Raw genomic sequence first — 22,915 nt, forward strand, 5'->3', positions numbered from 1 at the left:
TGTCGATCCTGATGAATGCTACGGGTGGCGGTCTGTACGACGTCGCTGTCGTCGGGCTCGGTCCCGCCGGCCGCGCGCTCGCCTCCCGCTGTGCCGCAGCCGGTCTCACCGTGTTGGCGCTGGACCCGCGCCCGGATGCGCCGTGGCGCCAGACCCTCTCGGTGTGGGCCGACCAGATCCCCCCGTGGCTCCGGCCCGAGGCGTGCGGGGTGGACGTGCTCGCCCACACCGTGCCGGCCGCCGCCCTGTACGCGCCCGACAGAGCCGTGCTGCGCCGTGAGTACGCCGTGCTGGACAACGAGGCCCTGCGCCGCGCGCTTCCGCTCGGCCCCGGCGTCACCGTCGAACTCGCGGAGGTCGACGACACAGGGGTCCAGGCCCTGACCGCTCGCGCGCACCGCGTGGTGGACTGCCGCGGCGCCGGCGGCCGGCTCAACCGGGGCCCCCTCCAGACGGCCTACGGGATCGTCGTGGACGCGGCCGATGCGGCGCCGGCGCTGTGCGGGGAGAACGCCCTGTTCATGGACTGGCGGACCGACTATGTCCGCGGCCGGAACGACGACGACAGCGACGACGACGAGGTCGGGCCCAGCTTCCTGTACGCGATCCCCGTGGGACCGGACCGGGTACTGCTGGAGGAGACGTGTCTGGCGGGCCTGCCCGCTCCGGATCCCGCCGTCCTGGCGAGCCGGCTCCGCTCGAGACTGGCGGGCCGGGGGGTGTCCCCCGCGGCGATCGCGTCGCCGCTGTCCGTCGAGCGCGTACGGATCCCGCTCCTGCCCCGCGCCGAGCTAACGGAGGACCCGCGGGTCGAGGCGTTCGGCACCGCCGGTGGCCACGGGCACGCGGCGACGGGGTACTCGGTGGCGGCGATGTTGGCGGCGGTGCCGGCGGCGGTGCACGCGATCGAGGCGGGATACCCGTTGCCGGCACCGCGGTCGCCGCTGAGCACGGCCCTCCACGGTGTCGGACTGCGCGTCCTCCTGCGGGCTGATGAGCGCACCCTGCGGGCGCTGTTCAACGCCTTCGGTCGACTCGACGGTCGCCGTCAGCGCTGGTTCCTCGACGCCGCCAGCCCCTCCTACCAGGTGGCCGCCGCCATGTGGGGCATGTGGATCTCCATGCCCGTCCGTGGCAAGGCCGGGATGGCCGCGGCGGTGCTGCGCCCGTCGGCTCGTACGTCGGGCGGGGGTGTACCGATCACCTCAGCCGGAACGCGGACGGTACCCGTCGAAGGTGAGTGACAGGCCGCCCGGACGCCGCGAGAGGTGGAACATGGTCGACAGCGCCACGGCCGCGACGGCCACGGCCACGAGTTCGAAGGTCTCCTCGATGTACATCAGGACGAGATAGGGCGTCGACATGCCGGCGTCCGCGCGATGGACGAGACCGGTCAGGCTCTCGATGACGATCGCGCCGGTCAGGAAGACCACGGCCGAGAGGATCAGTGCGAGAACCCCCCGACGCTTCAGCGCCAACACGAGGCGGATCAGCAGCGCTCCGACGACCAGCGCGATGATCGCGCCGGGGATCACCCAGTTGTAGAAGGTGTCGAACGGCAGGTACGGGGCCATCCTGTCCCCCACCACGAACAATCGCTCGTGCAGGGCGGAGGCCTCGTCCACCGAGGCGGTGACGCCGACCGCGGCGAAGAGCCACCACGACTTCCGGAACCTGTCGGCGGTGAGAGCGGCGAGGGCGGCGAAGATACCGACGAGGAGCCAGATCGTCGAGGCGAACCACACCGCGATGTTGCCCTCGGCGCCGATGTCGAAGGCCGTCCACAGGAGGTTCCAGGTGTGCCAGGGCTGGTCGCTGCCCGTGCGGTGGACCATGAGGAGCAGGAAGCCGGACAGCGGCGCGAGCAGGATCGACGGGGGCAGCACCACCCACGCGGTCGCCTTGGTGAGACTCATCGTCCGGGCCCGGGCCCGGTCCTGAGAACCGGCCGCGGCGTCCGCCGCGCCGCGGTCCTCATCCGACGGGGTGTCGATCGGGCCACCGGAGGGTCCGCCGACCGGACGGTCTGACGGTCGGTCAGCGGGGCGAGACATGTATTCAGCGTAAACGGCCGGTGAACGGAACAGCCAATCAGGTCGTCTGGCCCCCAGCCGGAAGAACGACCCGGACACGAAGAGCGCCCGCCCCCTCTCGAGGGGGCGGGCGCTCTGTCGCGTGACCGGGGCGCGGCTACACCGTGAAGCCGATGGCGCGGAGCTGCTCGCGGCCGTCGTCGGTGATCATCTGCGGTCCCCACGGCGGCATCCAGACCCAGTTGAGCTCGAGGTCGTTGACGAGATCGGCGCCGATCGTCGCGCTGCGGGCCTGATCCTCGATGACGTCCGTCAGGGGGCAGGCCGCGGAGGTCAACGTCATGTCGACGCGGGCGATCGTCGAGCCCTCGGTCTCACCCGGGCGAACCCAGATGTCGTAGACCAGCCCGAGGTCGACCACGTTGATCCCGAGCTCGGGGTCGACCACGTCGCGCATGGCCTCCTCGAGGTCCGCGACGAGGGCCAGGTCCTCCTCGGACTGCTCCGGCCGGTTGGGGTCGGGGCGGAACTCGCCGTTGTAGACGGTTCCGGCCGGGGTGGCGTTCTCCTCGGTCGACGCGGACTCGTCGACCGACGGATCGTTGGCAGGGGTCATCTGCTCGGTCATGTCACTCACTCCTGATGGTGTTCGGTCTGTCGGCCGAGGGCGTCCTTGAACGCCATCCAGCCCAGCAGTGCGCACTTGACGCGCGCGGGGTACCTCGACACCCCGGCCAGCGCCACGGCATCGTCGAGGATCTCCTCGTCGCCCTCGTCCTGTCCGCGGGAGGAGATCATCGCCTGGAAGGCGTCGACCACCTCCAGCGACTCCGCCACGGGACGGCCGACCAGCAACTCGGCCATCATCGAGGTCGAGGCCTGGCTGATGGAACATCCCTGCGCGTCGTAGGACACGTCCTCCACGGTGGCGAGATCGTCGGACAACCGCAACCGCAGTGTCAGCTCGTCGCCACAGGTGGGATTGACGTGGTGCACCTCGGCGCCGAAGGGCTCCCGCAGTCCGCTGTGCTGCGGACGGCGGTAGTGGTCGAGGATGACCTCCTGGTACATCTGCTCGAGTTTCACGTGAGTGCCCCTTCCACTCCGAAGAACTGCTGGGCTCGGCGCAGGGACCTCGCGAGAGCCTCGACCTCGTCGAGGGTGTTGTACAGCGCGAACGAGGCCCGCACGGTGGACTGCACGCCGAGACGCCGGTGCAGCGGCCACGCGCAGTGGTGCCCCACTCTGACGGCCACACCGTCGTCGTCGAGCACCTGGCTCACGTCGTGGGCGTGGATGCCGTCCACGACGAAGGAGACGGCGCCGCCGCGCGAGACCATGTCCGTCGGGCCGACGATCCGGATCCCCGGGATCTGGCCGAGGGCGTCGAGCGCGGCCACGGTGAGGGACTCCTCGTGGCGGGCGATGGTCTCCATCCCGACCTGCTCGAGGTAGCGCACCGCCGCGGCGAGCCCGACCGCCTGGGACACCATGGGCACCCCGGCCTCGAATCGCTGGGGCGGGTCGGCGTAGGTCGTCTCCTCCATGGTGACGGTGGAGATCATCGACCCGCCGGTGAGGACCGGGGGCATGGCCTGCAGCAACTCGCGCCGGCCGTAGAGGACGCCGATGCCGGTGGGCCCGAGCATCTTATGGCCGGAGAACGCCGCGAAGTCGACGCCGAGGGCGTGGAAGTCCACCGCCATGTGCGGCACCGACTGGCAGGCGTCCAGCACGACGAGCGCGCCGACGGCCCGGGCGGACTCCACCACGCGGGCGACGTCCGTCACCGCGCCGGTGACGTTGGACTGGTGGGTCAGTGCGACGACCTTGACGGCGTCGGTGAGCTCGAGCGAGTCGAGGTCGATCCGACCGTCGTCGGTCATGCCGTACCAACGCAGTGTGGCGCCGGTGCGTCGGCATAGCTCCTGCCACGGCACGAGGTTCGCGTGGTGCTCGAGCTCGCTGATGACGACCTCGTCCCCGGGGCCCACCGCGTACTCGCCGAAGCGCTGGTCACCAAGGGCGAAGGCCACGAGGTTGAGCGCCTCGGTGGCGTTCTTGGTGAAGACCAGCTCGTCGACGTCGGCACCCACGAACCGCGCGATGTCGGCACGGGCGCCCTCGTAGGCGTCCGTCGCCTCCTCGGCGAGTTGGTGCGCACCGCGGTGGACCGCCGCGTTGGAGTGCAGCAGGAAGTCCCGCTCCGCGTCCAACACCTGCATCGGGCGCTGCGAGGTCGCCCCGGAGTCGAGGTAGACCAGGGGCTTTCCGTCACGGACCGTGCGCTGCAGGATCGGGAAATCCGAGCGCACGGCGGTGAGATCGAGGGTCGAGGTCATGTTCTCCCAGCTGTCCGGTCAGGCGTTCGCCGGCGTCAGGTACTTCTCGTACCCGTTCGCCTCGAGCTCGTCGGCCAGTTCTGCGCCACCGGAGGCGGCGACGCGGCCGTCGACGAACACGTGGACCTTGTCGGGGGTGATGTACTTCAGGATGCGGGTGTAGTGCGTGATGAGCAGGATGCCGCCGTTCTCCTCCGCCTTGTAGCGGTTGACACCCTCGGAGACCACGCGAAGCGCGTCCACGTCGAGGCCGGAGTCGGTCTCGTCGAGCACGGCGATCTTCGGCTTGAGCAGGTCCAGCTGCAGGATCTCGTGACGCTTCTTCTCGCCGCCGGAGAATCCCTCGTTGACGCTGCGCTCGGAGAACGCCGGGTCGAAGTCGAGGTCGGACATGGCCTCCTTGACCTCCTTCACCCAGTGGCGGAGCTTGGGGGCCTCACCGCGGACGGCGGTGGCCGCGGAGCGCAGGAAGTTCGCGGTGGAGACCCCGGGGATCTCGGTCGGGTACTGCATGGCCAGGAACAGGCCGGCGCGGGCCCGCTCGTCGACCTCCATCGACAGGACGTCCTCGCCGTCGAGCGTCACGGTGCCGCCGGTGACCTCGTACTTGGGGTGGCCGGCGATGACGTAGGCGAGGGTGGACTTGCCGGAGCCGTTCGGCCCCATGATGGCGTGGGTCTGGCCCGACTCGATGGTCAGGTCGACTCCCTTGAGGATCTCGACGGTCTCGGGAGAGTCCTCGGTCGCGGCGACGCGGGCCGTGAGGCCCTTGATCTCGAGAGTGGTCATGGGTAGTGCTCGCAATCTGTGTGAGAAGTCGTGGGGGATGTACTGGCGGGGCTCGTCAGATGCCGGAGGACTCCAGCTCCAACTCGACGGCCTCGGTGATCCGCTCGCGCACCTCCGGAACGCCGATGCGGTTGATCACCTCGCCGAAGAACCCGCGGATCACGAGTCGCCGTGCGACGTCCTCGGGAATGCCCCGGGACATGAGGTAGAACAACTGCTCCTCGTCGAACCGTCCCACGGCGCTGGCGTGGCCCGCACCGGCGATCTCGCCGGTCTCGATCTCCAGGTTCGGGACCGAGTCGGCGCGGGCACCGTCGGTGAGTACAAGGTTGCGGTTCATCTCATACGTGTCGGTGCCCACGGCCCGGGCGCGGATCAGCACGTCACCGATCCACACGGTGTGTGCGTCCGGCAGGCTCGACTTGGCGTCGCCCTGCAGCGCACCCTTGTAGAGGATCCGCGAGGTGCAGTTGGGCTCCGAGTGGTCCACGAGAAGACGGTGCTCGAGGTGCTGCCCGTCGTCGGCGTAGTACAGGCCGTTGAGGGTGACCGTGCCGCCGGGGGCGGTGAACCGTGCGAACGGGGAGACGCGCACGAGCTCGCCACCGAACGTCACCGTCGTGTAGGTCAGTGTCGCGTCGCGGCCGACCTGTAGGTGGTGACCCGCGAGGTGCAGGGCGTCGTCGTCCCAGTCCTGGATGAGCACGATCTCGAGGTGGGCGGAGTCGCCGACGATGAACTCGACGTTCTCGGCGATCGTTCCGCCGCCACGCTGGTCCACGACGAACGTGGCGTTGGCGAACGCCTCGAGGCGGACCTGGGTGTGGCCGTAGGCCAGTTCGCCCTCGCCCGGGCCGTCGACGGTCACGTAGACGGGCTCGTCGATCACGGTCTCCTTGGCGACCGTGATGACGGTGGCCTCGGAGGCGGAGCTGAACGCCTGTGCGGCGACGCGGTCGCGGGGTGCCCCGGCCTCGCCGACGCGCTTGTCGTCCATGGCGACCGTCTCGACGGTCAGACCGTCGTGCTCGGCGACGGACGCCAGCAGGCGACCGGTCGCGGTGATGTTGGAGCCGTCGTGGATACCGCGCAGACGACGCAGCGGGGTGAACCGCCAGATCTCGTCCTTGTGGCTGGGTACCTCGAAGGCGCCCACGTCGAACGACGAGAACTGGTCGCCCTTGGTGGCGTCGACGGGGACGCCGTAGCGGTCCGTCAGGGGTGCCGGGGTGGACCCGGTCTCGGGTGCGGTGGTGTCGGTCATGGTGGTCAGCCCACCGATCCTTCCATCTGCAGTTCGATCAGGCGGTTGAGCTCGAGCGCGTACTCCATCGGGAGTTCCTTGGCGATCGGCTCGACGAAACCACGCACGATCATGGCCATCGCCTCGTCCTCGGCCAGGCCGCGGCTCATGAGGTAGAACAGCTGGTCCTGGCTCACCTTGGAGACCGTGGCCTCGTGCCCCAGCGTGACGTCATCCTCCCGGATGTCGATGTAGGGGTAGGTGTCGGACCGGCTGATGTTGTCGACCAGCAACGCGTCGCACTCGACGTTGGACTTCGAGCCCTTCGCGCCGGCGTTGATCTGGACCAGACCGCGGTACGCGGACCGCCCGCCGCCCCGAGCCACCGACTTGGAGACGATGTTCGAGGACGTGTTGGGCGCCAGGTGCAGCATCTTGGAACCGGTGTCCTGGTGCTGGCCCTCACCGGCGAACGCCACGGAGAGGACCTCGCCCTTGGCGTGCTCACCGGTCAGCCAGACCGCCGGGTACTTCATCGTCACCTTGGAGCCGATGTTGCCGTCGATCCACTCCATGGTGGCGCCCTCTTCGGCACGGGCACGCTTGGTGACGAGGTTGTAGACGTTGTTCGACCAGTTCTGGATGGTCGTGTAGCGGCACCGGCCGCCCTTCTTGACGACGATCTCGACGACCGCGGAGTGCAGGGAGTCCGACTTGTAGATCGGCGCGGTGCAGCCCTCGACGTAGTGGACGTAGGCGCCCTCGTCGACGATGATCAGCGTCCGCTCGAACTGGCCCATGTTCTCGGTGTTGATCCGGAAGTACGCCTGCAGCGGGATGTCCACCTGCACGCCCGGCGGGACGTAGATGAACGAGCCACCGGACCAGACGGCCGTGTTGAGGGCGGAGAACTTGTTGTCACCGGAGGGGATGACCGAGCCGAAGTACTCCTCGAAGTACTCGGGATGCTCCTTGAGCGCCGTGTCGGTGTCCATGAAGATGACACCCTGGCTCTCCAGGTCCTCACGGATCTGGTGGTAGACCACCTCGGACTCGTACTGCGCGGCGACGCCGGCCACGAGCCGCTGCTTCTCCGCCTCGGGGATGCCGAGCTTGTCGTAGGTGTTCTTGATGTCCTCGGGCAGGTCCTCCCAGCTGGTGGCCTGCTTCTCCGTGGAACGGACGAAGTACTTGATGTTGTCGAAGTCGATACCGGACAGATCCGAACCCCAGGTGGGCATCGGCTTCTTGTCGAAGATCTTCAGGGCCTTGAGCCGCTTGGAGAGCATCCAGTCGGATTCGCTCTTCTTGGCGGAGATGTCACGCACGACCGCCTCGGACAGGCCGCGCTGCGCGGTGGCACCGGCGTCGTCGGAGTCGTGCCAGCCGTAGTTGTACTGGCCGATGGAGGCGATTCGTTCCTCATCGGTGGTCGGCTCCGTGACGTCGGCCGTCACCTGATCGGGGGTGATGGTCATCGCACTGTCCTTTCGGCGGTCGGTGCCGACGCGGACGCGTCGGCCGGTGCAGGGATCGTGGCCGCGAGGTCACTCACGGTCACGGTCCCGGTCGGGATGTTGGTGGTGCAGGCGCAGTTTCCGCCCGCGATGGTGGCGAGCCGCTGGACGTGGGTGCCCACTATCTCGGACACCACCTCCTGCTCGGTAGCGCACAGTTCGGGGAACCGGGAGGCGACGTTCCACACCGGGCAGTGGTGCTGGCAGATCTGCAGGCCGGTGCCCGCCTCCTCTACGGAGGACGCGTAGCCGGCACCGGACAGCGCGGTGGCGATGTCCGTGGCGGCGCGCTCGACGTCGTGCGGGCCCTCGGCCGGACGGACGTGACCGATCACCGAGCGCACCCGCTCGCGGGCGAACTCCGTGACCGCGGCCGTGCCGCCGATTCGACGCAGGGCGGTCAGGGCCTCGACCGCCAGGTGGTCGTACCCGTGGCGGGCGGTGCTGCGACCGGAGACGGTCATCTGGAACGCCTTGGCCGGGCGACCGCGGGTTCCCGCCGGCCGCGAACGGACGGCCTCCACCTCGCCGGCCTCGACCAGATGGTCCAGGTGTCGCCGGACACCGGCGGCGGTGAGCCCCAGCTCGTGTCCGATCTCGACGGCGGTGAGTGCTCCGCGCTCCAACAGGAGTTCCCGGATCGACGAGCGGGTGTCGGGCCGCGTGCTGCTCTCGAACACGTGCTGCACGCTCATACGCCACTCCCTTCCGGTTATGCTCGGTGCGCCCGGTCGGGACGCACCTCCTGATATTACGCAACACTTCTGTTTCGGAAATATTCCCCCCACCCCCGGGCGCGCCGCCGGGGTGAGGTGTGCGACGACAGCGGCGGTGGAGGAAGGGTCGGGACTGTGGCACGCGATTACCCCAGGCGTGGTGCCGGGTCGGTCACCTCCCGCCTCCACGCGCAGGAACTGTCCACCGGGTCCCCGTTGTCCGCGGAGATGGCCCGCCTGCGCCGCATCCGTCTGATCGGCACCACCGCCGCCGTGGCGATGGCGATCGGGGCGCTCGGGGCCGGCGCGTTGCCCGTCCTGCAGAACCCGATCGCCGGCGAGCGACTGTTCGGCCTGTGGCTGCGCCTGCAGCAGTCCTCGATGACGGTCGTCATGGCGGGGATGGTCACGGTGACCCTGTGTTGGCTGCTGCTCGCCCCGTACGTGCTCGGGCGGGATCGGCGGGGCCGGATCAGTGGTCGGATCGACCGCGCGACGCTCGACCGGGTGATCGCGTCATGGGCGCTCCCCCTCGCGCTGGCGCCGCCGATGTTCAGCCGGGACGTCTACAGCTACCTGGCACAGGGAGCGATCGGCAACGAGCTCGACGATCCCTACGAACTCGGACCGGTCCCTGCACTGGGGACCTCCCACGCGCTCACCATCAACGTCCCGGACATCTGGCGCGATACGCCCAACCAGTACGGACCGCTGTTCCTGGGGGTGCAGAAGGTCATCCACGGGCTCACCGGCGACGACGTGGTGGCCGGGACCATCCTGCACCGGGTCGTGGCCGTGATCGGGATCCTCATGCTGGGCTGGGCCGTCCCACGGCTCGCCGAGTACTGCGGCGTGTCCGACGTCGCCGCCCTCTGGCTGGCCGTGGCCAACCCCCTGGTCCTGTTCCACCTCGTCTCCGGCATCCACTCCGAGGCGCTGATGATGGGCCTGCTGGCGGTCGGACTGGTTCTGGCGCTCCGCGCGGTGGACGCCCCCGGATCCGGGTGGCGCACCACCTCGCTGTTCATCCTGGGCACCGTCCTGGTCACCGGGTCGGCCCTGGTCAAACTCCCCACCGTGGTGGCGTTGGGGTTCATCGGCATGGCCCTGGCGCGCCGGTGGGGTGCGAGCTGGTCCGCCACCCTGCGCGCGGCGTCGGTCATGGTGGCGGTGAGCGGTGTGACCACCGGGGCGGCGATGGTTGTCACCTCGTCCGGCCTCGGCTGGATCACCAAACTCGGGGCGGCCACCTCGCTGCGCAGCTGGCTCTCCCCGCCCACCGCGCTCGGTGTGATCGTCGGCGGGATCGGACAGTATCTCGGGCTCGGGGACCACACCGAACAGATCCTCGTCATGGTGCAGACCGCCGCCCTGGTCGCGGCCGGCGCGTTCACCGTCCGCATGCTGTTCGCGGTCCAGGCGGGTCGGATCAACCCGGTCGGCGGGCTGGGGGTGTCCATGGCCGCGATCGTCCTGTGTTTCCCCGTCGTGCAGCCCTGGTACGTCCTGTGGGCGCTGGTCCCGTTGGCCGCGTGGGCCTCACGGGTGGAATTCCGCCTCCCGGTGGTCGCCGTCAGCGCGGTGCTGGCCTGCTTCACCCTCCCGCCGGGTGCGGGACTGCCCCCGTTCGTGACCGTCCAGGCCTGGGCGGCGACCGTGGCGGTGGTCGCCGTCCTGCTCGTCGCACTGTTCCGGTGGCCGGGGCTGTTGCGCTTCCGCTAGCCGGACCGGCCTACACTCGGATCCCGTGACCTCTCCGACGGATACGCCCGCGCTGCACGTCGAGGGGCTCGTCAAGAGGTTCGGGGCGACCACCGCCGTCGCCGGCCTGGACCTGCGACTCGAGCGCGGGCAGGTCATGGCCCTGCTGGGACCCAACGGGGCGGGCAAGACCACCACGGTCGAGATCTGCGAGGGATTCGCCCGTCCCGACGCGGGCACCGTGCGGGTGCTGGGCCTGGACCCGGTCATCGATCGCCAGCGGGTCCGCAGCCGCATCGGGATGATGCTCCAGGGCGGCGGCTCCTACCCCGCCGCCAGGGTGGGCGAGATGCTCCGGCTGGTGGCGTCCTACTACGCCGATCCCCTCGATCCGGACTGGTTGCTGGGCGAACTCGGGCTCACCGAGCACGTCCGGACCCCGTACCGGCGCCTGTCCGGCGGCCAACAACAGCGGCTGTCCCTGGCGATCGCGGTCATCGGCCGGCCGGAGCTGGTCTTCCTCGACGAGCCGACCGCCGGCCTCGACGCCCAGTCACGCCGGGCCGTGTGGGACCTCGTACACGCGCTGCGTCGCGACGGCGCCGCGGTGCTGCTCACCACCCACCTCATGGACGAGGCGGCCTCGCTCGCCGACGAGGTCGTGATCGTCGACCACGGCCGACGCGTCGCCTCCGGGACGCCCGCCGAACTCGAACGCGCCGGGACCGCGGAGGGCGTCACCCTCGTCGTCGACGGCGAGGTGTCCCCGTCGCTGCTCGCCGGCGTTTTCGGTGGGGAGCACACGGTCGCGGCGGGGACCGCCGCCGGCGTCCTCGAGGTCCACGGCCCGGTCTCCCCCGAACTCATGACCGCCATGTGTGCAGCCCTCGAGCGTGCCGGCGTCCAACTCACCTCCCTGGCCACCCGCACCAGGAGTCTCGAGGAGGTCTTCCTCGACCTGACCGGACGGGAACTGCGATGACCCACACCCAGACCGGCGGCAACCGCTTCGCCCCCGGCACCTTCGCCCGCCCGTCGGCGCCGGCGTCCCCGGCCCGGATGACCGCCGCCCAGACCCGTATGGAGCTGGCCCTGTTCCTGCGCAACGGTGAACAGCTCCTCGTGGCCCTGGTCATCCCCGTCGCCATCCTCTTCGGCCTCACCGCGATCGACTTCGGTGCGGTACCGGATCCGCGGGTCGATCACGCGATCACCGCGGTACTGACCATCTCCGTCATGGGGACAGCCTTCACCGGCCAGGCGATCGCCGTGGGCTTCGACCGCCGGTACGGCGCCCTCAAACGTCTCGGGGGCACCCCCCTGCCGCCGGCGGTCATCATCCTCGGCAAGATCCTCGCGACGCTCGTGCTGGTGGCCGGCCAGGCGGTCGTCCTCGGCGTCATCGCGGCGCTGCTGGGATGGCGGCCCGAACTCCCGGGGCTGGCGCTGGGGGCGCTCGTGATCGCCCTGGGATCGGTGGCGTTCTCCGCCATGGGGCTCCTACTCGGGGGCACCCTGCGTGCGGAGATCGTCCTGGCCCTGGCCAACCTCATCTGGTTCGTCCTCATTGGGGGCGCCGGACTCGCGATCGGGGTGGTCGATCTCCCCTCCGCGGTGGCCGACCTCCTCGTCGTCGTCCCCTCCTACGCGCTGACCTCCGCGCTGGGCACGGCGCTCGCCGGCGGCGTCCCCGCCCTGGCCGCGCTGTCCCTGGTCCTCTGGACGGCCGTGTGTGGCGGATTTGCCGTGCGTCACTTCTCGTTCACCTGATAGCAGACCCCGGCGCGCCGCGGCCTAGAATCGGGGCCGTGACCTCGACATCGCACGCCCCGACCTCCGGAACCCCGGCCGCGAGCGACCCCGGGCGATCGACCGGACCGTTGTCCCGCCTTCCCGTTCCGTCGATCCGGGTCCAGAAGGGTGTCGCGCTCGCCAACGTCATCGCCCAGATCGGCATCATGACCACCGGCGTCACCGTGCGCGTGACCGCCTCCGGTCTGGGTTGCGAGACCTGGCCGCAGTGCAACGAGGCCAGTTTCGTGCCCGTCCCCGGCGCCGCACCGGCGCTGCACCAGGCGGTCGAGTTCGGCAACCGCCTGCTCACCTTCGTCCTGGCGGCGGTCGCCGTGGCGCTGCTCCTCGCGGTGTACCGCGCCGGGCGCCGCCGCGGCCTCAAGGTCCTCGCCTGGGCCATGCCGGCGGGCATCCTCGCCCAGGCCGTGATCGGCGGGATCACCGTCCTGGCCGGCCTCGCGTGGTGGACCGTCGCGCTGCACCTGCTGCCCTCGATGATCCTCGCCTGGCTCGCCGCCGTCCTCTTCGTCCGCATCGGCGAGGCCGACACCGCGCCGCCCCGGCGGGTCATGCCCAAGCCGATGACGTGGCTGACCGTGCTGTCGGCCGTCCTGCTCACCGGCGTCCTCACCACCGGGACGATGGTGACAGGGGCCGGACCCCATGCCGGCGACGCGCGCATCACCGCGGCAGATCGACTCCAGATGCCCATCCAGTGGCTCGTCCACTTCCACGCCGAACTCATGGTGGGTTACGTCTGCCTGCTCATCGGGTTGCTGGCCGGGCTCGTCGCGCTGCGGACGGAGGGCCCCGCGATCCGGCGGAGCACGATCCTCATCGGACTCATCGCGGCGCAGGCGGTCATCGGGATCACCCAGTACCAGCTCGGGGTGCCCGAGCTACTGGTCGTGGCGCACGTGACCCTGGCGGGTGCGATCACCGCCGTCACCGGCGCCCTGTGGGCGGCGGGGGTCATCCGGGACCGCGTGCCGGCCTGACAGGGTCGCCGACCCCGGTAGGGTCGCGGGGTACGCGTCGCCTCTGTACGGGTGATGGCCCGGTGCGCGTCCTCTCCGGTCCCTTCGGGGCGCGCACCAGGCCGACCGAAGAAGCAACGGCGGCCCCGCCGATCGGCGGGGCCGCTGTTGTCGCGCGGGAGGTCAGACCAGGGAGCCCGATCCGGCCATGCGCTTCCAGTGTCCGGCGGGGACATCCGTACGCGAGACCAGCTCGCGCGTCCAGTCCGATCCGGTGAGGCCGGAGATCCCGTCGCGGACCGCCTCGGCCTGCGACAGGCTGTCGACCATCGTGTCCCCCAGCACGCCGTCGGCGCCGACCAGGGTGACGCGGACCCCGCAGCGGCCCACGGGCTGGAGGACGACGTCCGCCGCGCCGCCGTGCCGGGACAGGAACTTCTCGACGAACTTCACCGTCTTGGCCGGTGGGGTGGGACCCGCCGGCACCGGCGCCGCTTCGATCTTCTCGGCGGGTGCCTTCTCGGTCGGCTGGACCTCCGCGGCGGCCGGCTTCTCCGACTCCTGCGCCGCGGGCTCGTCGGCCGGGGGCACCGCCGCCGGCTGGGACGCGGCCGGCGCATCCGCCGGGCGGTCGGTCGCGGACGGCGCCGGAGCGGCCTTCCCCGCCGTCGGCTCGTCGCTCTTCGACTCGGCCGCGGAGTCCGTGGTGGAAGAGTCCGTGGTGGCGGCGGCGCCGCCCAGTGTCAGGCCACCGCTCTTGCCCCCGCCCGGCGCCTTGGCCTTGCTCCCGCCGCCGAGGGTCAGGCCACCCGACTTACCGCCACCGGGCGCCTTGGCCTTGCTCCCGCCGCCGAGCGTCAGGCCACCGGACTTCTTCTCCGTCGACACGGCGGGCGCATCGGAGGCGGAGTCGGAGTCGGCGTCGGAGTCGGACGTGGAGTCGGCCCCCGGCTCGGACCCTGCCCCGGTCGTCGGAGCGGCGTCCGCCTGAGCTGCGGGTGCTGCGTCCGGCGCCGCGGTGGACGGGGAGTCGTCTTTCTCGTCGCCAGCGGAGGCGGCAGCCGCACCCGCGGCTGCCGCGGCACCGGCCGCGCCACCCAGGACGAGCTTGCCCGCCGACCCCCCGCCGGGAGCCTTGGCCTTGGACCCACCCCCGAGCTTCAGTCCGCCGCCGGACGTGGTCGCCGGGGCGGACGCCGTCGGGGCGGACGGTGCCTGAGCGGCCACCGGCTCGTCCGACGACTTCGCGGCCGTGCTCGGCTCGGTGGATTCGGGCTGGGCTGAGGGCGCCGGCTCTGCAGCGGGCTCGGACGGGGCCTCGGGCGAAGCGGGAACCTCCGCGGCCGGCGCCGTCGATGCGTGCGCCGCGGGAGCGCCACCGTCGACCTCGGTGATCCGGGAGCCGTGCAGCGTGGAGGCCCCTCCACCCGGGGCGCGCGGGGCGCGCCGACCGAGGGTGATCCCCCCGCCCGCGCCGCCGGCGGCCGCCGGGGCCGGGGTCTGCCGCGCCTCGGCGGGCGCCTCCTGCGTCGCGGCAGGCGTCTTCTGCACGGGTTCGGTCGCCCCGGGAGCCCCCGCCGGCGCCTGCGCCTGCGTGTCAGGCGCGGACGGCGCCGGCGCCTCCTCGGTGACCGCATCGGCTCGGGCGGGTGCGGCCGCCGCCCCGGACCCACTGGTGGTGATCTCGGGCCAGCCGGTCGCCCGGACTCGCGGCCCCCCGGCGTACTGGGAAAGGATCTGCAGGCTCATGGGGGTAGCCTATCGCCTCCCCCGCCCCGCTTCCGCCGGGACTCCCGCGAACCGGCGAACCGGAGTCCGGGCACCGGCTGCGGCGGACGACACACTTCCGGATACTGGGCGCCATGAGAGCCATAGAGATCTCCAGGCACGGCGGACCCGAGGTGCTCACACCGGTCGAGGCGGGTGTCCCCTCACCCGGACCGGGCGACGTGGTCGTCCGCACCACCGCGATCGGGGTCAACTACATCGACACCTACTTCCGCGAGGGCACCTACGCCCGGGACCTGCCGTTCGTCCCCGGCAGCGAGGGGACGGGAGTGGTCGAGGTGCTCGGCGAGGGGGCGCCCGACCTGATGGTCGGCGACCGGGTGGCGTGGTGCCAGGTTCCCGGGTCGTACGCCCAGTACGTCGTCGCGCCCGCCGAGTCGCTGGTGACGGTGCCGGAGGGCATCGACGACGAGGTGGCGGCCTCGATGCTGCTGCAGGGGCTCACAGCGCATTACCTCATCACCGACACCCACCGGGCCCTACCCGGCGACACCGTGCTGATCACCGCGGGTGCGGGCGGGGTCGGGCAGCTGCTCATCCAACTGGCCGTCGCCCACGGCCACCGGGTGATCACCACGACCTCGACCGAGGAGAAGGCGGACCTGTGTCGCGAACTGGGGGCGCACCACGTGCTGCTCTATCCCGACGCGACCCCGGAGAGGATCCGCGAGCTATCCCACGGCGGTGTCTCCGTGGTGTTCGACGGCGTGGGCCGCGACACCTTCGACGACAGCCTGGCCTCGCTGGCCCGCCGTGGGACCCTGGTGCTGTTCGGTGCGGCGAGCGGTCCGGTCCCGCCGGTGGACCCGCAACGACTCAACGCGGCCGGCTCGGTCTTCCTCACCCGGCCGAGCCTGGGTGACTTCATCGCCGGCACCGGGGAATTTCGTGAGCGGGCCGGCGAGGTCCTCGAGGGGATCGTCGACGGCTCGCTCCGGTTGACGGTTGGCGCGACGTTCGGATTGTCGGAGGCGGCGGATGCGCACCGGGCGTTGCAGTCCCGGCAGACCACGGGTTCGGTCGTCCTCGACCCCGCCCGCTGAGCGCCCTCGACCCCGCCCGCTGAGCGCCCTCGACCCCGCCCGCTGAGGAGGGCGGGGGTGGGTGATCAGGCGATCGGGAGGATCTCCGCGATCGTCTGGAGTCCGAGGACCGCGTCGACGGACAGTGCGACGAACACCCCCGCCAGGTAGTTGTTCGACAGGATGAACAACTTGAGGGGCTTGACCTCCACCCCGCGCCGCACACCGGCCTCGAGGCGGTGTGCCATGACGATGAACCACACGCCGAAGCCGAGGGCGCCGGCCGCGTACACCCAGCCGGCGGCGGGGATCAGGGCGAAGGTGCACAGGACGGTCACCCAGGTGTAGATGGTGATGCGCCGGGTGACCCCCTCGGCGGACATGATGACCGGCAGCATCGGCACTCCGGCGGCCTCGTAGTCCTCCTTGTAGCGCATCGCGAGCGCCCAGGTGTGCGGTGGCGTCCAGAAGAAGATGATGAGGAACAGGACGATCGCCTGCCACCAGTTGTGCGCCTGCCCCTCGGGGAGATGATCGGTGATCACGGCCCACGACACCAGTACCGGCATACATCCCGCGGCCCCGCCCCATACGACGTTCTGGGCCGTGCGGCGCTTGAGGATCATCGTGTAGACGAACACGTAGAAACAGATGGTCAGCAGGATGAAGAACGCGGCCAGCCAGCTCCCGGCCAGCAGACCCAGCCACAGCATGCTCGAGACGCCGAGCAGCAGACCGAAGACCAGTGCGGCCCGGGTACTGATCGCGTGACGCGCCAACGGCCGACGCTCGGTCCGCTTCATGACCTTGTCGATGTCGGCGTCGACGACCATGTTGAGCGAGTTGGCGCTCGCCGCGCCCAGCCAACCGCCCACCAGGGTGAGCAGAACCAGTGAGAGGTGGACGTTGCCGCGGTCGGCCTGGAGGAGGGCGGGGATGGCGGCGACGAGCAGCAACTCGATGACGCGCGGCTTGGTGAGGGCGATGTACGCCATCACCACGTCGACCGCGCGGGCTCGCCCGCTCGCCGGAGCCGGCCGCCCCGTGGACTCTGGAGGGGAGACTGATGGCCCCCCACTCCGGGTCGGGGTGGAATCGTGCACCGGAACTCCTCGCAGCAGACGTCAACGCACTACTGAGCCGATACTACGTCCCCCCTGCACGGTCCGCGAAAGAGCGGGGGCGGGGACCGCACGCCCCGCTGTCCCCGCGACCACTAAGGTGGTTCACGACATACGCGCGGATCCGCGCCGCACCCTCAGACCCGGGAGAACCACAAGTGACCAGCGCGTCGGAGATCACCGAGCTCACCACTGCACGCCACCCGTCCGACTGGACCGAACTCGACACCCGCGCCGTCGACACCGCGAGGGTCCTCGCCGCCGAGGCCGTGCAGCGTTGCGGTAGCGGCCACCCGGGCACCGCGATGAGCCTCGCGCCGCTCGCCTACACGCTCTACCAGCGCATCATGCGACACGATCCCTCCGATCCCACGTGGGTCGGACGGGACCGCTTCGTGCTGTCCTGTGGACACACCTCTCTCACCCAGTACATCCAGCTGTACCTCGCCGGCTTCGGGCTGGAGCTGGACGACCTCAAGGCGCTCCGGACCTGGGGATCCAAGACCCCCGGACACCCGGAGTGGCGGCACACCGACGGCGTGGAGATCACCACCGGCCCGCTGGGTCAGGGGCTGGCCTCCGCGGTGGGCATGGCGATGGCCGCGCGCTACGAGCGCGGACTGTTCGATCCGGAGACGCCGTCGGGCAAGAGTCCGTTCGACCACTTCATCTACGTGATCGCCTCCGACGGCGACGTGCAGGAGGGTGTCACCGCCGAGGCCTCCTCGCTCGCGGGCACCCAGCAGCTCGGCAATCTCATCGCGATCTACGACGACAACGAGATCTCGATCGAGGACAACACCCGGATCGCCCTCAACGAGGACGTCGCGGCGCGCTACGAGGCGTACGGCTGGCACGTCCAGACGGTGAACGGCGGTGAGGACGTGGCCGCCATCGAGGAGGCTATCGCCGACGCGCGTGCGGTCACCGACAAGCCGTCGCTGATCGTCCTGCGCACCGTCATCGCCTTCCCGGCGCCCACCATGATGAACACCGGGGCCTCGCACGGCGCGGCGCTCGGCCAGGACGAGGTCGACGCCGTGAAGGAGGCGCTCGGCATGGGCGGCACCGAGCCGTTCACGGTGGAGGACGAGGTGATCTCCCACACCCGGGCCGCCCGTGACAGGGGTGCCCGCGTCCACGCGCAGTGGAGCGACATGTTCCACGCCTGGGCAGAGGCGAACCCGGAGCGCAAGACCCTGTTCGATCGCCTGTACTCGGGCGAGCTCCCCGACGGATGGGATGCCGGGCTCCCCACGTGGGACGCCGATTCCAAGGGCGTCGCCACGCGTAAGGCGTCCGCCGAGGCAATCCAGGCCCTGGGTGCCACCCTCCCCGAGTTGTGGGGCGGCTCCGCGGACCTGGCCGGCTCCAACAACACGCCCATCAAGGGCGCGGACTCCTTCGGCCCGTCCTCCATCTCGACCGACACGTGGACCGCGTCCCCGTACGGACGCAACCTGCACTTCGGCGTTCGTGAGCACGCCATGGGCGCGATCCTCAACGGCATCGCCCTCCACGGTCCCACCCGGCCCTACGGCGGGACGTTCCTGATCTTCAGCGAGTACATGCGTCCGGCCGTCCGGCTCGCCGCGCTCCAGGGGAGCAACGCGTACTACGTGTGGACCCACGACTCGATCGGGCTCGGCGAGGACGGCCCCACCCATCAGCCGGTCGAACAGTTGGCGGCGCTGCGCGCCATCCCGGGTCTGGCGATCCTGCGTCCGGCCGACGCCAACGAGACCGCGGCGTCGTGGCGCGCCATGCTCGAGGCACTCGACGGGCCCAAGGGCCTGTGCCTGACCCGTCAGGACGTCCCGGTGCTCGAGGGCACCAAGGAGCTCGCCCGCGAGGGGGTCGAGCGCGGGGGCTATGTCCTCGCCGAGGCCTCGACCGGGACCCCCGAGGTGATCCTCATGGGCACCGGGTCCGAGGTGCAGCTGGCCGTGCAGGCCCGCGAGGTCCTCGAGGCGGAGGGCGTGGCGACCCGTGTGGTCTCGATGCCCTGTGTCGAGTTCTTCGATCAGCAGGACGCCGGGTACCGCGAGTCGGTGCTCCCCCGCTCCGTCCGCGCGCGGGTCAGCGTCGAGGCCGGCATCGCGATGCCGTGGCACCGGTTCCTCGGCGACGCCGGCCGAGCCGTCTCGCTCGAGCACTTCGGCGCCTCGGCGCCCTACCAGACCCTGTTCACCGAGTTCGGGATCACCGCCGACGCGGTGGTCTCCGCGGCCCGCGAATCCCTCGCGGCCGCTGCCGGGGAGGCATCATGACCAACGCCAATCTCGCTGCCCTGAGCGCCGCCGGCGTCTCCGTGTGGCTCGACGACCTGTCCCGACAGCTCCTGTCCTCCGGCGAACTCGAGAAGCGGATGTCCGCCTATTCGATCGTCGGCGTGACGACCAACCCGGCCATCTTCCAGTCGGCGCTGGCCGACTCGACGGCCTACGAGAGCGCGCTCACCGAGGCGGTCCGCGCCGACCGTGACGTGGATTCCGTCGTGCGGGCCCTGACCACGTCCGACGTCCGCGACGCGTGTGACGTCCTGGCCGACGTCCACCGCGCGACGGACGGGGTGGACGGCCGCGTCTCCCTCGAGGTGGATCCCGGCCTGGCCCACGACACAGCGGCGACCGTGACGCAGGCGGTGGAGCTCTCCGAGGTGGTGGACCGCCCGAACGTCATGATCAAGATCCCCGCGACGTCGGCGGGGCTGCCGGCCATCACCGATGTCATCGGCAAGGGCATCGACGTCAACGTCACGCTGATCTTCTCGGCGGACCAGTACCGCACGGTGGCGGAGGCGTACCTGACCGGACTCGAGCAGGCCGCTGCCGCCGGTCACGACCTGTCCACCATCCACTCCGTGGCGTCCGTGTTCGTCTCCCGGCTCGACACCGAGATCGACTCGCGACTCCCGGAGTCGTCAGAGCTGCGGGGCAAGGCCGGTCTGGCCAATGCGCGCCTCTGTCAGGAGGTCTACGAGGAACTGTTCGACCCCGAGGGACGCTTCGGGGCACTCGCCGATCGCGGAGCCCGTCCCCAGCGTCTCCTGTGGGCCTCGACGGGGGTCAAGGAACCGGCGTACCCCGACACGCTGTACGTGACCGGTCTGGTGACCCACGGGACGGTCAACACCATGCCGTTCGGCACCATCGAGGCGTTCGCGGACCACGGCGTCGTCGAGGGCGACACGGTCCGGGGCACCGCCGAGGAGTCCCGGGCCACCCTCGACGCACTGCGCGCCGAGGGGATCGACCTGGACGACGTCTTCAGCCTCCTCGAGAAGCAGGGTGTGCAGAAGTTCGTGACCGCCTGGGACGACCTGGTGGACACGGTGAGGACGCGGATCGACGAGATCCCGACGGGGTCGTGATCGGCCCGGACGACGGGGCGACACCGGTCGTCGAGGTCCCCGGCGGCGCCCCGGAGGGGTGGGCCAACCCGCTCCGTGATCCCCGGGATCGTCGGCTCCCCCGCATCGCGGGACCGTCCGGTCTCGTGATCTTCGGTGTGACGGGCGACCTGTCCAAGAAGAAGCTCATCCCCGCGATCTACGACCTGGCCAACCGTGGCCTGCTCCCGCCGGGGTTCTCCCTGATCGGCTTCGGCCGCCGACGGTGGACCCACGACGAGTTCGCCGCGTTCGCCCGCGAGCAGGCCCGCGAACGGTGCCGGACCCCGTTCCGCGAGGACGTGTGGGAGCAGCTCGCCGCCGGACTGCGGTTCGTCACCGGGACATTCGACGACGACGAGGGCTTCGACGATCTGGCGGACCAGCTGGGGGCACTCGAGGCCGACCGTGGGACCGCCGGCAACTACGCGTTCTACCTGTCCATCCCCCCGGATGACTTCCCGACCGTCTGCCGGCACCTCGATCGCACGGGGTGCACCCGCGGCCCGGAGGGGTCCTGGCGCCGGGTGGTCATCGAGAAGCCCTTCGGGCACGACCTGGCGAGCGCCCGCGAACTCAACGCGGTGGTGGGTGCGGTCTTCCCCGAGGACTCGGTCTTCCGGATCGATCATTACCTGGGCAAGGAGACCGTCCAGAACATCCTCGCATTGCGTTTCGCCAACCAGCTCTTCGAACCGGTGTGGAACGCCAACCACGTGGATCACGTGCAGATCACCATGGCCGAGGACATCGGACTGGGTGGTCGGGCCGGCTACTACGACGGCATCGGCGCGGCCCGCGACGTCATACAGAACCACCTCATCCAGTTGATGGCGTTGGTCGCGATGGAGGAACCGACCGATTTCTCCGCTGCCGCGTTGCGGGCGGAGAAAACCAAGGTCCTCGAGTCGACCTCGTTGGCACTGCCGATTGCCGAGACGGCCGCGCGTGGTCAGTACGCGGGTGGCTGGCAGGGGTCCGAGCAGGTCGTGGGGCTGAAGGATGAGGAGGGGTACGACCCCTCCTCGGCCACCGAGACCTACGCTGCGATCACCCTCGAGGTCCACAACCGCCGATGGGCGGGGGTCCCCTTCTATCTCCGCACCGGCAAGCGGTTGGGACGACGGGTCACCGAGATCGCGGTGGTCTTCCGGCGCGCTCCGCACCTGCCGTTCGACGCGACCATGACCCAGGAGCTGGGGCAGAACGCGCTGGTCATCCGGGTCCAGCCCGACGAGGGTGTCACGTTGCGCTTCGGCTCCAAGGTCCCGGGCACCGCCATGGAGGTCCGCGACGTCAACATGGACTTCGCCTACGGTGAGGCGTTCACGGAATCCTCCCCCGAGGCCTACGAACGTCTCATCCTCGACGTCCTGCTGGGCGAGCCCTCGCTCTTCCCGGTCTCCCGCGAGGTCGAGCTGAGCTGGCAGCTCCTCGACCCGGTCCTGCAGGAATGGGAGTCGGCCGGGACGCCGGAGCAGTACCAGGCCGGGACCTGGGGGCCGAAGGGCGCCGACGAGATTCTGGCCCGGAGTGGCCGCGCATGGAGGCGACCGTGATCATCGACCTACCCGACACCTCCACCCGCGGGATCGCCAAGAAGCTCGTGCAGATCCGCGAGGAGGCCGGGCTGAGCACGATCGGACGGGTGCTCACGCTGATCGTGATCACCGATCACGTCCGCGGCAGCGAGTCCGCGATCGGGGCGGCCAACGAGGCCAGCCGGGAGCATCCGTGCCGGGTCATCGTGGTGATCCGCGGACCTCGAGCGGACGCCGACAGGCTCGACGGTCAGATCCGCGTCGGCGGTGACGCCGGGGCGGCGGAGGTCGTCGTGCTGCGCACCTCCGGTGCGATGGCCTCCCAGTCGGCCTCCCTCGTCACGCCGTTGCTGCTGCCGGACACCCCGCTCGCCGTGTGGTGGCCCCGCCACTCCCCCACGTTGTTGTCCGAGGACAGGGTGGGCAGGCTCGCGAAGCGCCGGATCGTCGACTCCGACGCGGAGGGCCATCCCACCGATGCGCTGGCGAAACGGGCGGCCGGCTACTCCCCGGGCGACACCGATCTGGCGTGGGCGCGCATCACCCACTGGCGTTCCCTGCTCGCGGCGACCCTGGACCGTCCGCCCTTCGAGCGCATCACCGGGGCGACGGTGTGCGGCCCGGAGCGGGCGGCGTCGGTGGACCTGGCCGGTGGATGGCTGGCGTCCCGGCTCGGGATCGACGTTCTGCGGGCCGTCGGCCCCAGGATGGTCGTCCTGGAGCGGGCCTCGGGCTCCATCGTCCTCGAGCAGATCAGCGCGACCTCCGCCGAGCTCCGCATCACGGGTCAGGCGCCCACACGGGTGGCGCTCGTCGGCCGCAGCGTCGCCGACTGTCTCTCAGAGGAGCTACGGCGGATGGACACCGACGGCGTGTACGCCGATGCGTTGGCCAATCATGACCGTGTCATCTACACCTCTGCCTCGGTTCGCTGAGCCGG

The 22,915-nt window shown here is 70.6% G+C and carries 20 protein-coding genes; 10 read left to right on the forward strand and 10 right to left on the reverse strand.

The genetic code is table 11. The features are described from left to right. The first annotated feature begins 11 nt into the window (after window positions 1–11). Window positions 12–1,244, forward strand: coding sequence for a lycopene cyclase family protein (locus tag G6R20_RS05570; RefSeq protein ID WP_163375790.1), 1,233 nt, complete (start codon window positions 12–14; stop codon window positions 1,242–1,244). Here the strand turns inward: G6R20_RS05570 and G6R20_RS05575 are convergent. The 8 genes from G6R20_RS05575 to G6R20_RS05610 all read right to left on the reverse strand — a co-directional run bounded on the left by G6R20_RS05575 (window position 1,206) and on the right by G6R20_RS05610 (window position 8,619). Beyond that, a complete protein-coding gene (locus G6R20_RS05575) occupies window positions 1,206–2,054 on the reverse strand; it encodes a hypothetical protein (RefSeq protein WP_240341290.1) in 849 nt (282 codons plus the stop codon). The genes G6R20_RS05570 and G6R20_RS05575 overlap by 39 nt on opposite strands. 136 nt (window positions 2,055–2,190) lie before the next feature. Beyond that, window positions 2,191–2,661: a metal-sulfur cluster assembly factor gene (locus G6R20_RS05580; protein ID WP_067716296.1), complete on the reverse strand. Its 471-nt coding sequence runs from the start codon at window positions 2,659–2,661 to the stop codon at window positions 2,191–2,193. Between the two features lie 5 nt (window positions 2,662–2,666). Beyond that, window positions 2,667–3,119 carry a Fe-S cluster assembly sulfur transfer protein SufU gene (gene sufU, locus G6R20_RS05585; RefSeq protein WP_120283272.1) on the reverse strand — a complete coding sequence of 151 codons (453 nt, stop codon included), beginning with the start codon at window positions 3,117–3,119 and terminating at the stop codon, window positions 2,667–2,669. Continuing rightward, entirely contained in the window at window positions 3,116–4,375 is a 1,260-nt protein-coding gene (locus G6R20_RS05590; RefSeq protein ID WP_163375791.1) for a cysteine desulfurase, read from the reverse strand. The genes sufU and G6R20_RS05590 overlap by 4 nt, the downstream gene beginning before the upstream one ends. An 18-nt stretch (window positions 4,376–4,393) precedes the next feature. After that, a complete protein-coding gene (sufC, locus tag G6R20_RS05595; protein ID WP_067716304.1) occupies window positions 4,394–5,164 on the reverse strand; it encodes a Fe-S cluster assembly ATPase SufC in 771 nt (256 codons plus the stop codon). A 55-nt stretch (window positions 5,165–5,219) separates the two neighbouring features. Then, on the reverse strand, window positions 5,220–6,428 hold the full coding sequence (gene sufD / locus G6R20_RS05600) for a Fe-S cluster assembly protein SufD (protein ID WP_154827474.1): 1,209 nt from the start codon (window positions 6,426–6,428) through the stop codon (window positions 5,220–5,222). A 5-nt stretch (window positions 6,429–6,433) separates the two neighbouring features. Then, window positions 6,434–7,885: a Fe-S cluster assembly protein SufB gene (sufB, locus tag G6R20_RS05605; protein WP_119191701.1), complete on the reverse strand. Its 1,452-nt coding sequence runs from the start codon at window positions 7,883–7,885 to the stop codon at window positions 6,434–6,436. Beyond that, window positions 7,882–8,619, reverse strand: a complete 738-nt coding sequence (locus tag G6R20_RS05610) for a metalloregulator ArsR/SmtB family transcription factor (RefSeq protein ID WP_163375792.1) — start codon at window positions 8,617–8,619, stop codon at window positions 7,882–7,884. The genes sufB and G6R20_RS05610 overlap by 4 nt, the downstream gene beginning before the upstream one ends. A gap of 156 nt (window positions 8,620–8,775) precedes the next feature. Between G6R20_RS05610 and mptB the strand changes: the two genes are divergently transcribed. The 4 genes from mptB to G6R20_RS05630 are packed head-to-tail and all read left to right on the forward strand — an operon-like array spanning window position 8,776 to window position 13,133. Continuing rightward, on the forward strand, window positions 8,776–10,362 hold the full coding sequence (mptB, locus tag G6R20_RS05615) for a polyprenol phosphomannose-dependent alpha 1,6 mannosyltransferase MptB (protein WP_163375793.1): 1,587 nt from the start codon (window positions 8,776–8,778) through the stop codon (window positions 10,360–10,362). A gap of 25 nt (window positions 10,363–10,387) precedes the next feature. Beyond that, window positions 10,388–11,323: an ABC transporter ATP-binding protein gene (locus G6R20_RS05620; protein ID WP_096905450.1), complete on the forward strand. Its 936-nt coding sequence runs from the start codon at window positions 10,388–10,390 to the stop codon at window positions 11,321–11,323. After that, window positions 11,320–12,111 (forward strand): ABC transporter permease, encoded by a 792-nt coding sequence (locus tag G6R20_RS05625; protein WP_120283288.1) that lies wholly within the window; start codon window positions 11,320–11,322, stop codon window positions 12,109–12,111. Before G6R20_RS05620 ends, G6R20_RS05625 begins: the two co-directional genes overlap by 4 nt. Window positions 12,112–12,149: 38 nt before the next feature. Next, window positions 12,150–13,133, forward strand: coding sequence for a COX15/CtaA family protein (locus G6R20_RS05630; RefSeq protein WP_163375794.1), 984 nt, complete (start codon window positions 12,150–12,152; stop codon window positions 13,131–13,133). Window positions 13,134–13,295: 162 nt separating this feature from the next. Here G6R20_RS05630 and G6R20_RS19105 read toward each other — a convergent pair whose 3' ends face one another. Continuing rightward, window positions 13,296–14,861, reverse strand: a complete 1,566-nt coding sequence (locus G6R20_RS19105; protein WP_346010029.1) for a hypothetical protein — start codon at window positions 14,859–14,861, stop codon at window positions 13,296–13,298. Window positions 14,862–14,974: 113 nt separating this feature from the next. Between G6R20_RS19105 and G6R20_RS05640 the strand changes: the two genes are divergently transcribed. After that, entirely contained in the window at window positions 14,975–15,943 is a 969-nt protein-coding gene (locus G6R20_RS05640) for a quinone oxidoreductase (protein WP_163375795.1), read from the forward strand. A gap of 65 nt (window positions 15,944–16,008) precedes the next feature. On the opposite strand, the gene G6R20_RS05645 is transcribed toward G6R20_RS05640, so the two are convergent. After that, entirely contained in the window at window positions 16,009–17,025 is a 1,017-nt protein-coding gene (locus tag G6R20_RS05645) for a heme o synthase (RefSeq protein WP_082923910.1), read from the reverse strand. A gap of 176 nt (window positions 17,026–17,201) precedes the next feature. Here G6R20_RS05645 and tkt point away from each other — a divergent pair, with 176 nt between their 5' ends. The 4 genes from tkt (at window position 17,202) to G6R20_RS05665 (ending at window position 22,910) form a co-directional block, all read left to right on the forward strand. Further along, window positions 17,202–19,313, forward strand: a complete 2,112-nt coding sequence (gene tkt, locus G6R20_RS05650) for a transketolase (RefSeq protein ID WP_067716333.1) — start codon at window positions 17,202–17,204, stop codon at window positions 19,311–19,313. Next, a complete protein-coding gene (gene tal, locus G6R20_RS05655) occupies window positions 19,310–20,416 on the forward strand; it encodes a transaldolase (RefSeq protein WP_067716335.1) in 1,107 nt (368 codons plus the stop codon). Before tkt ends, tal begins: the two co-directional genes overlap by 4 nt. A gap of 104 nt (window positions 20,417–20,520) precedes the next feature. Continuing rightward, the gene (gene zwf, locus G6R20_RS05660; RefSeq protein ID WP_227022042.1) at window positions 20,521–21,993 is read left to right on the forward strand and encodes a glucose-6-phosphate dehydrogenase; all 1,473 of its coding nucleotides are present in this window, start codon (window positions 20,521–20,523) and stop codon (window positions 21,991–21,993) included. Continuing rightward, entirely contained in the window at window positions 21,978–22,910 is a 933-nt protein-coding gene (locus G6R20_RS05665; RefSeq protein WP_067716337.1) for a glucose-6-phosphate dehydrogenase assembly protein OpcA, read from the forward strand. The genes zwf and G6R20_RS05665 overlap by 16 nt, the downstream gene beginning before the upstream one ends. Window positions 22,911–22,915 lie beyond the last annotated feature (5 nt).

It is taken from the genome of Dietzia sp. Alg238-R159, assembly GCF_900537145.1.
Taxonomy (GTDB): Bacteria; Actinomycetota; Actinomycetes; order Mycobacteriales; family Mycobacteriaceae; genus Dietzia; species Dietzia kunjamensis.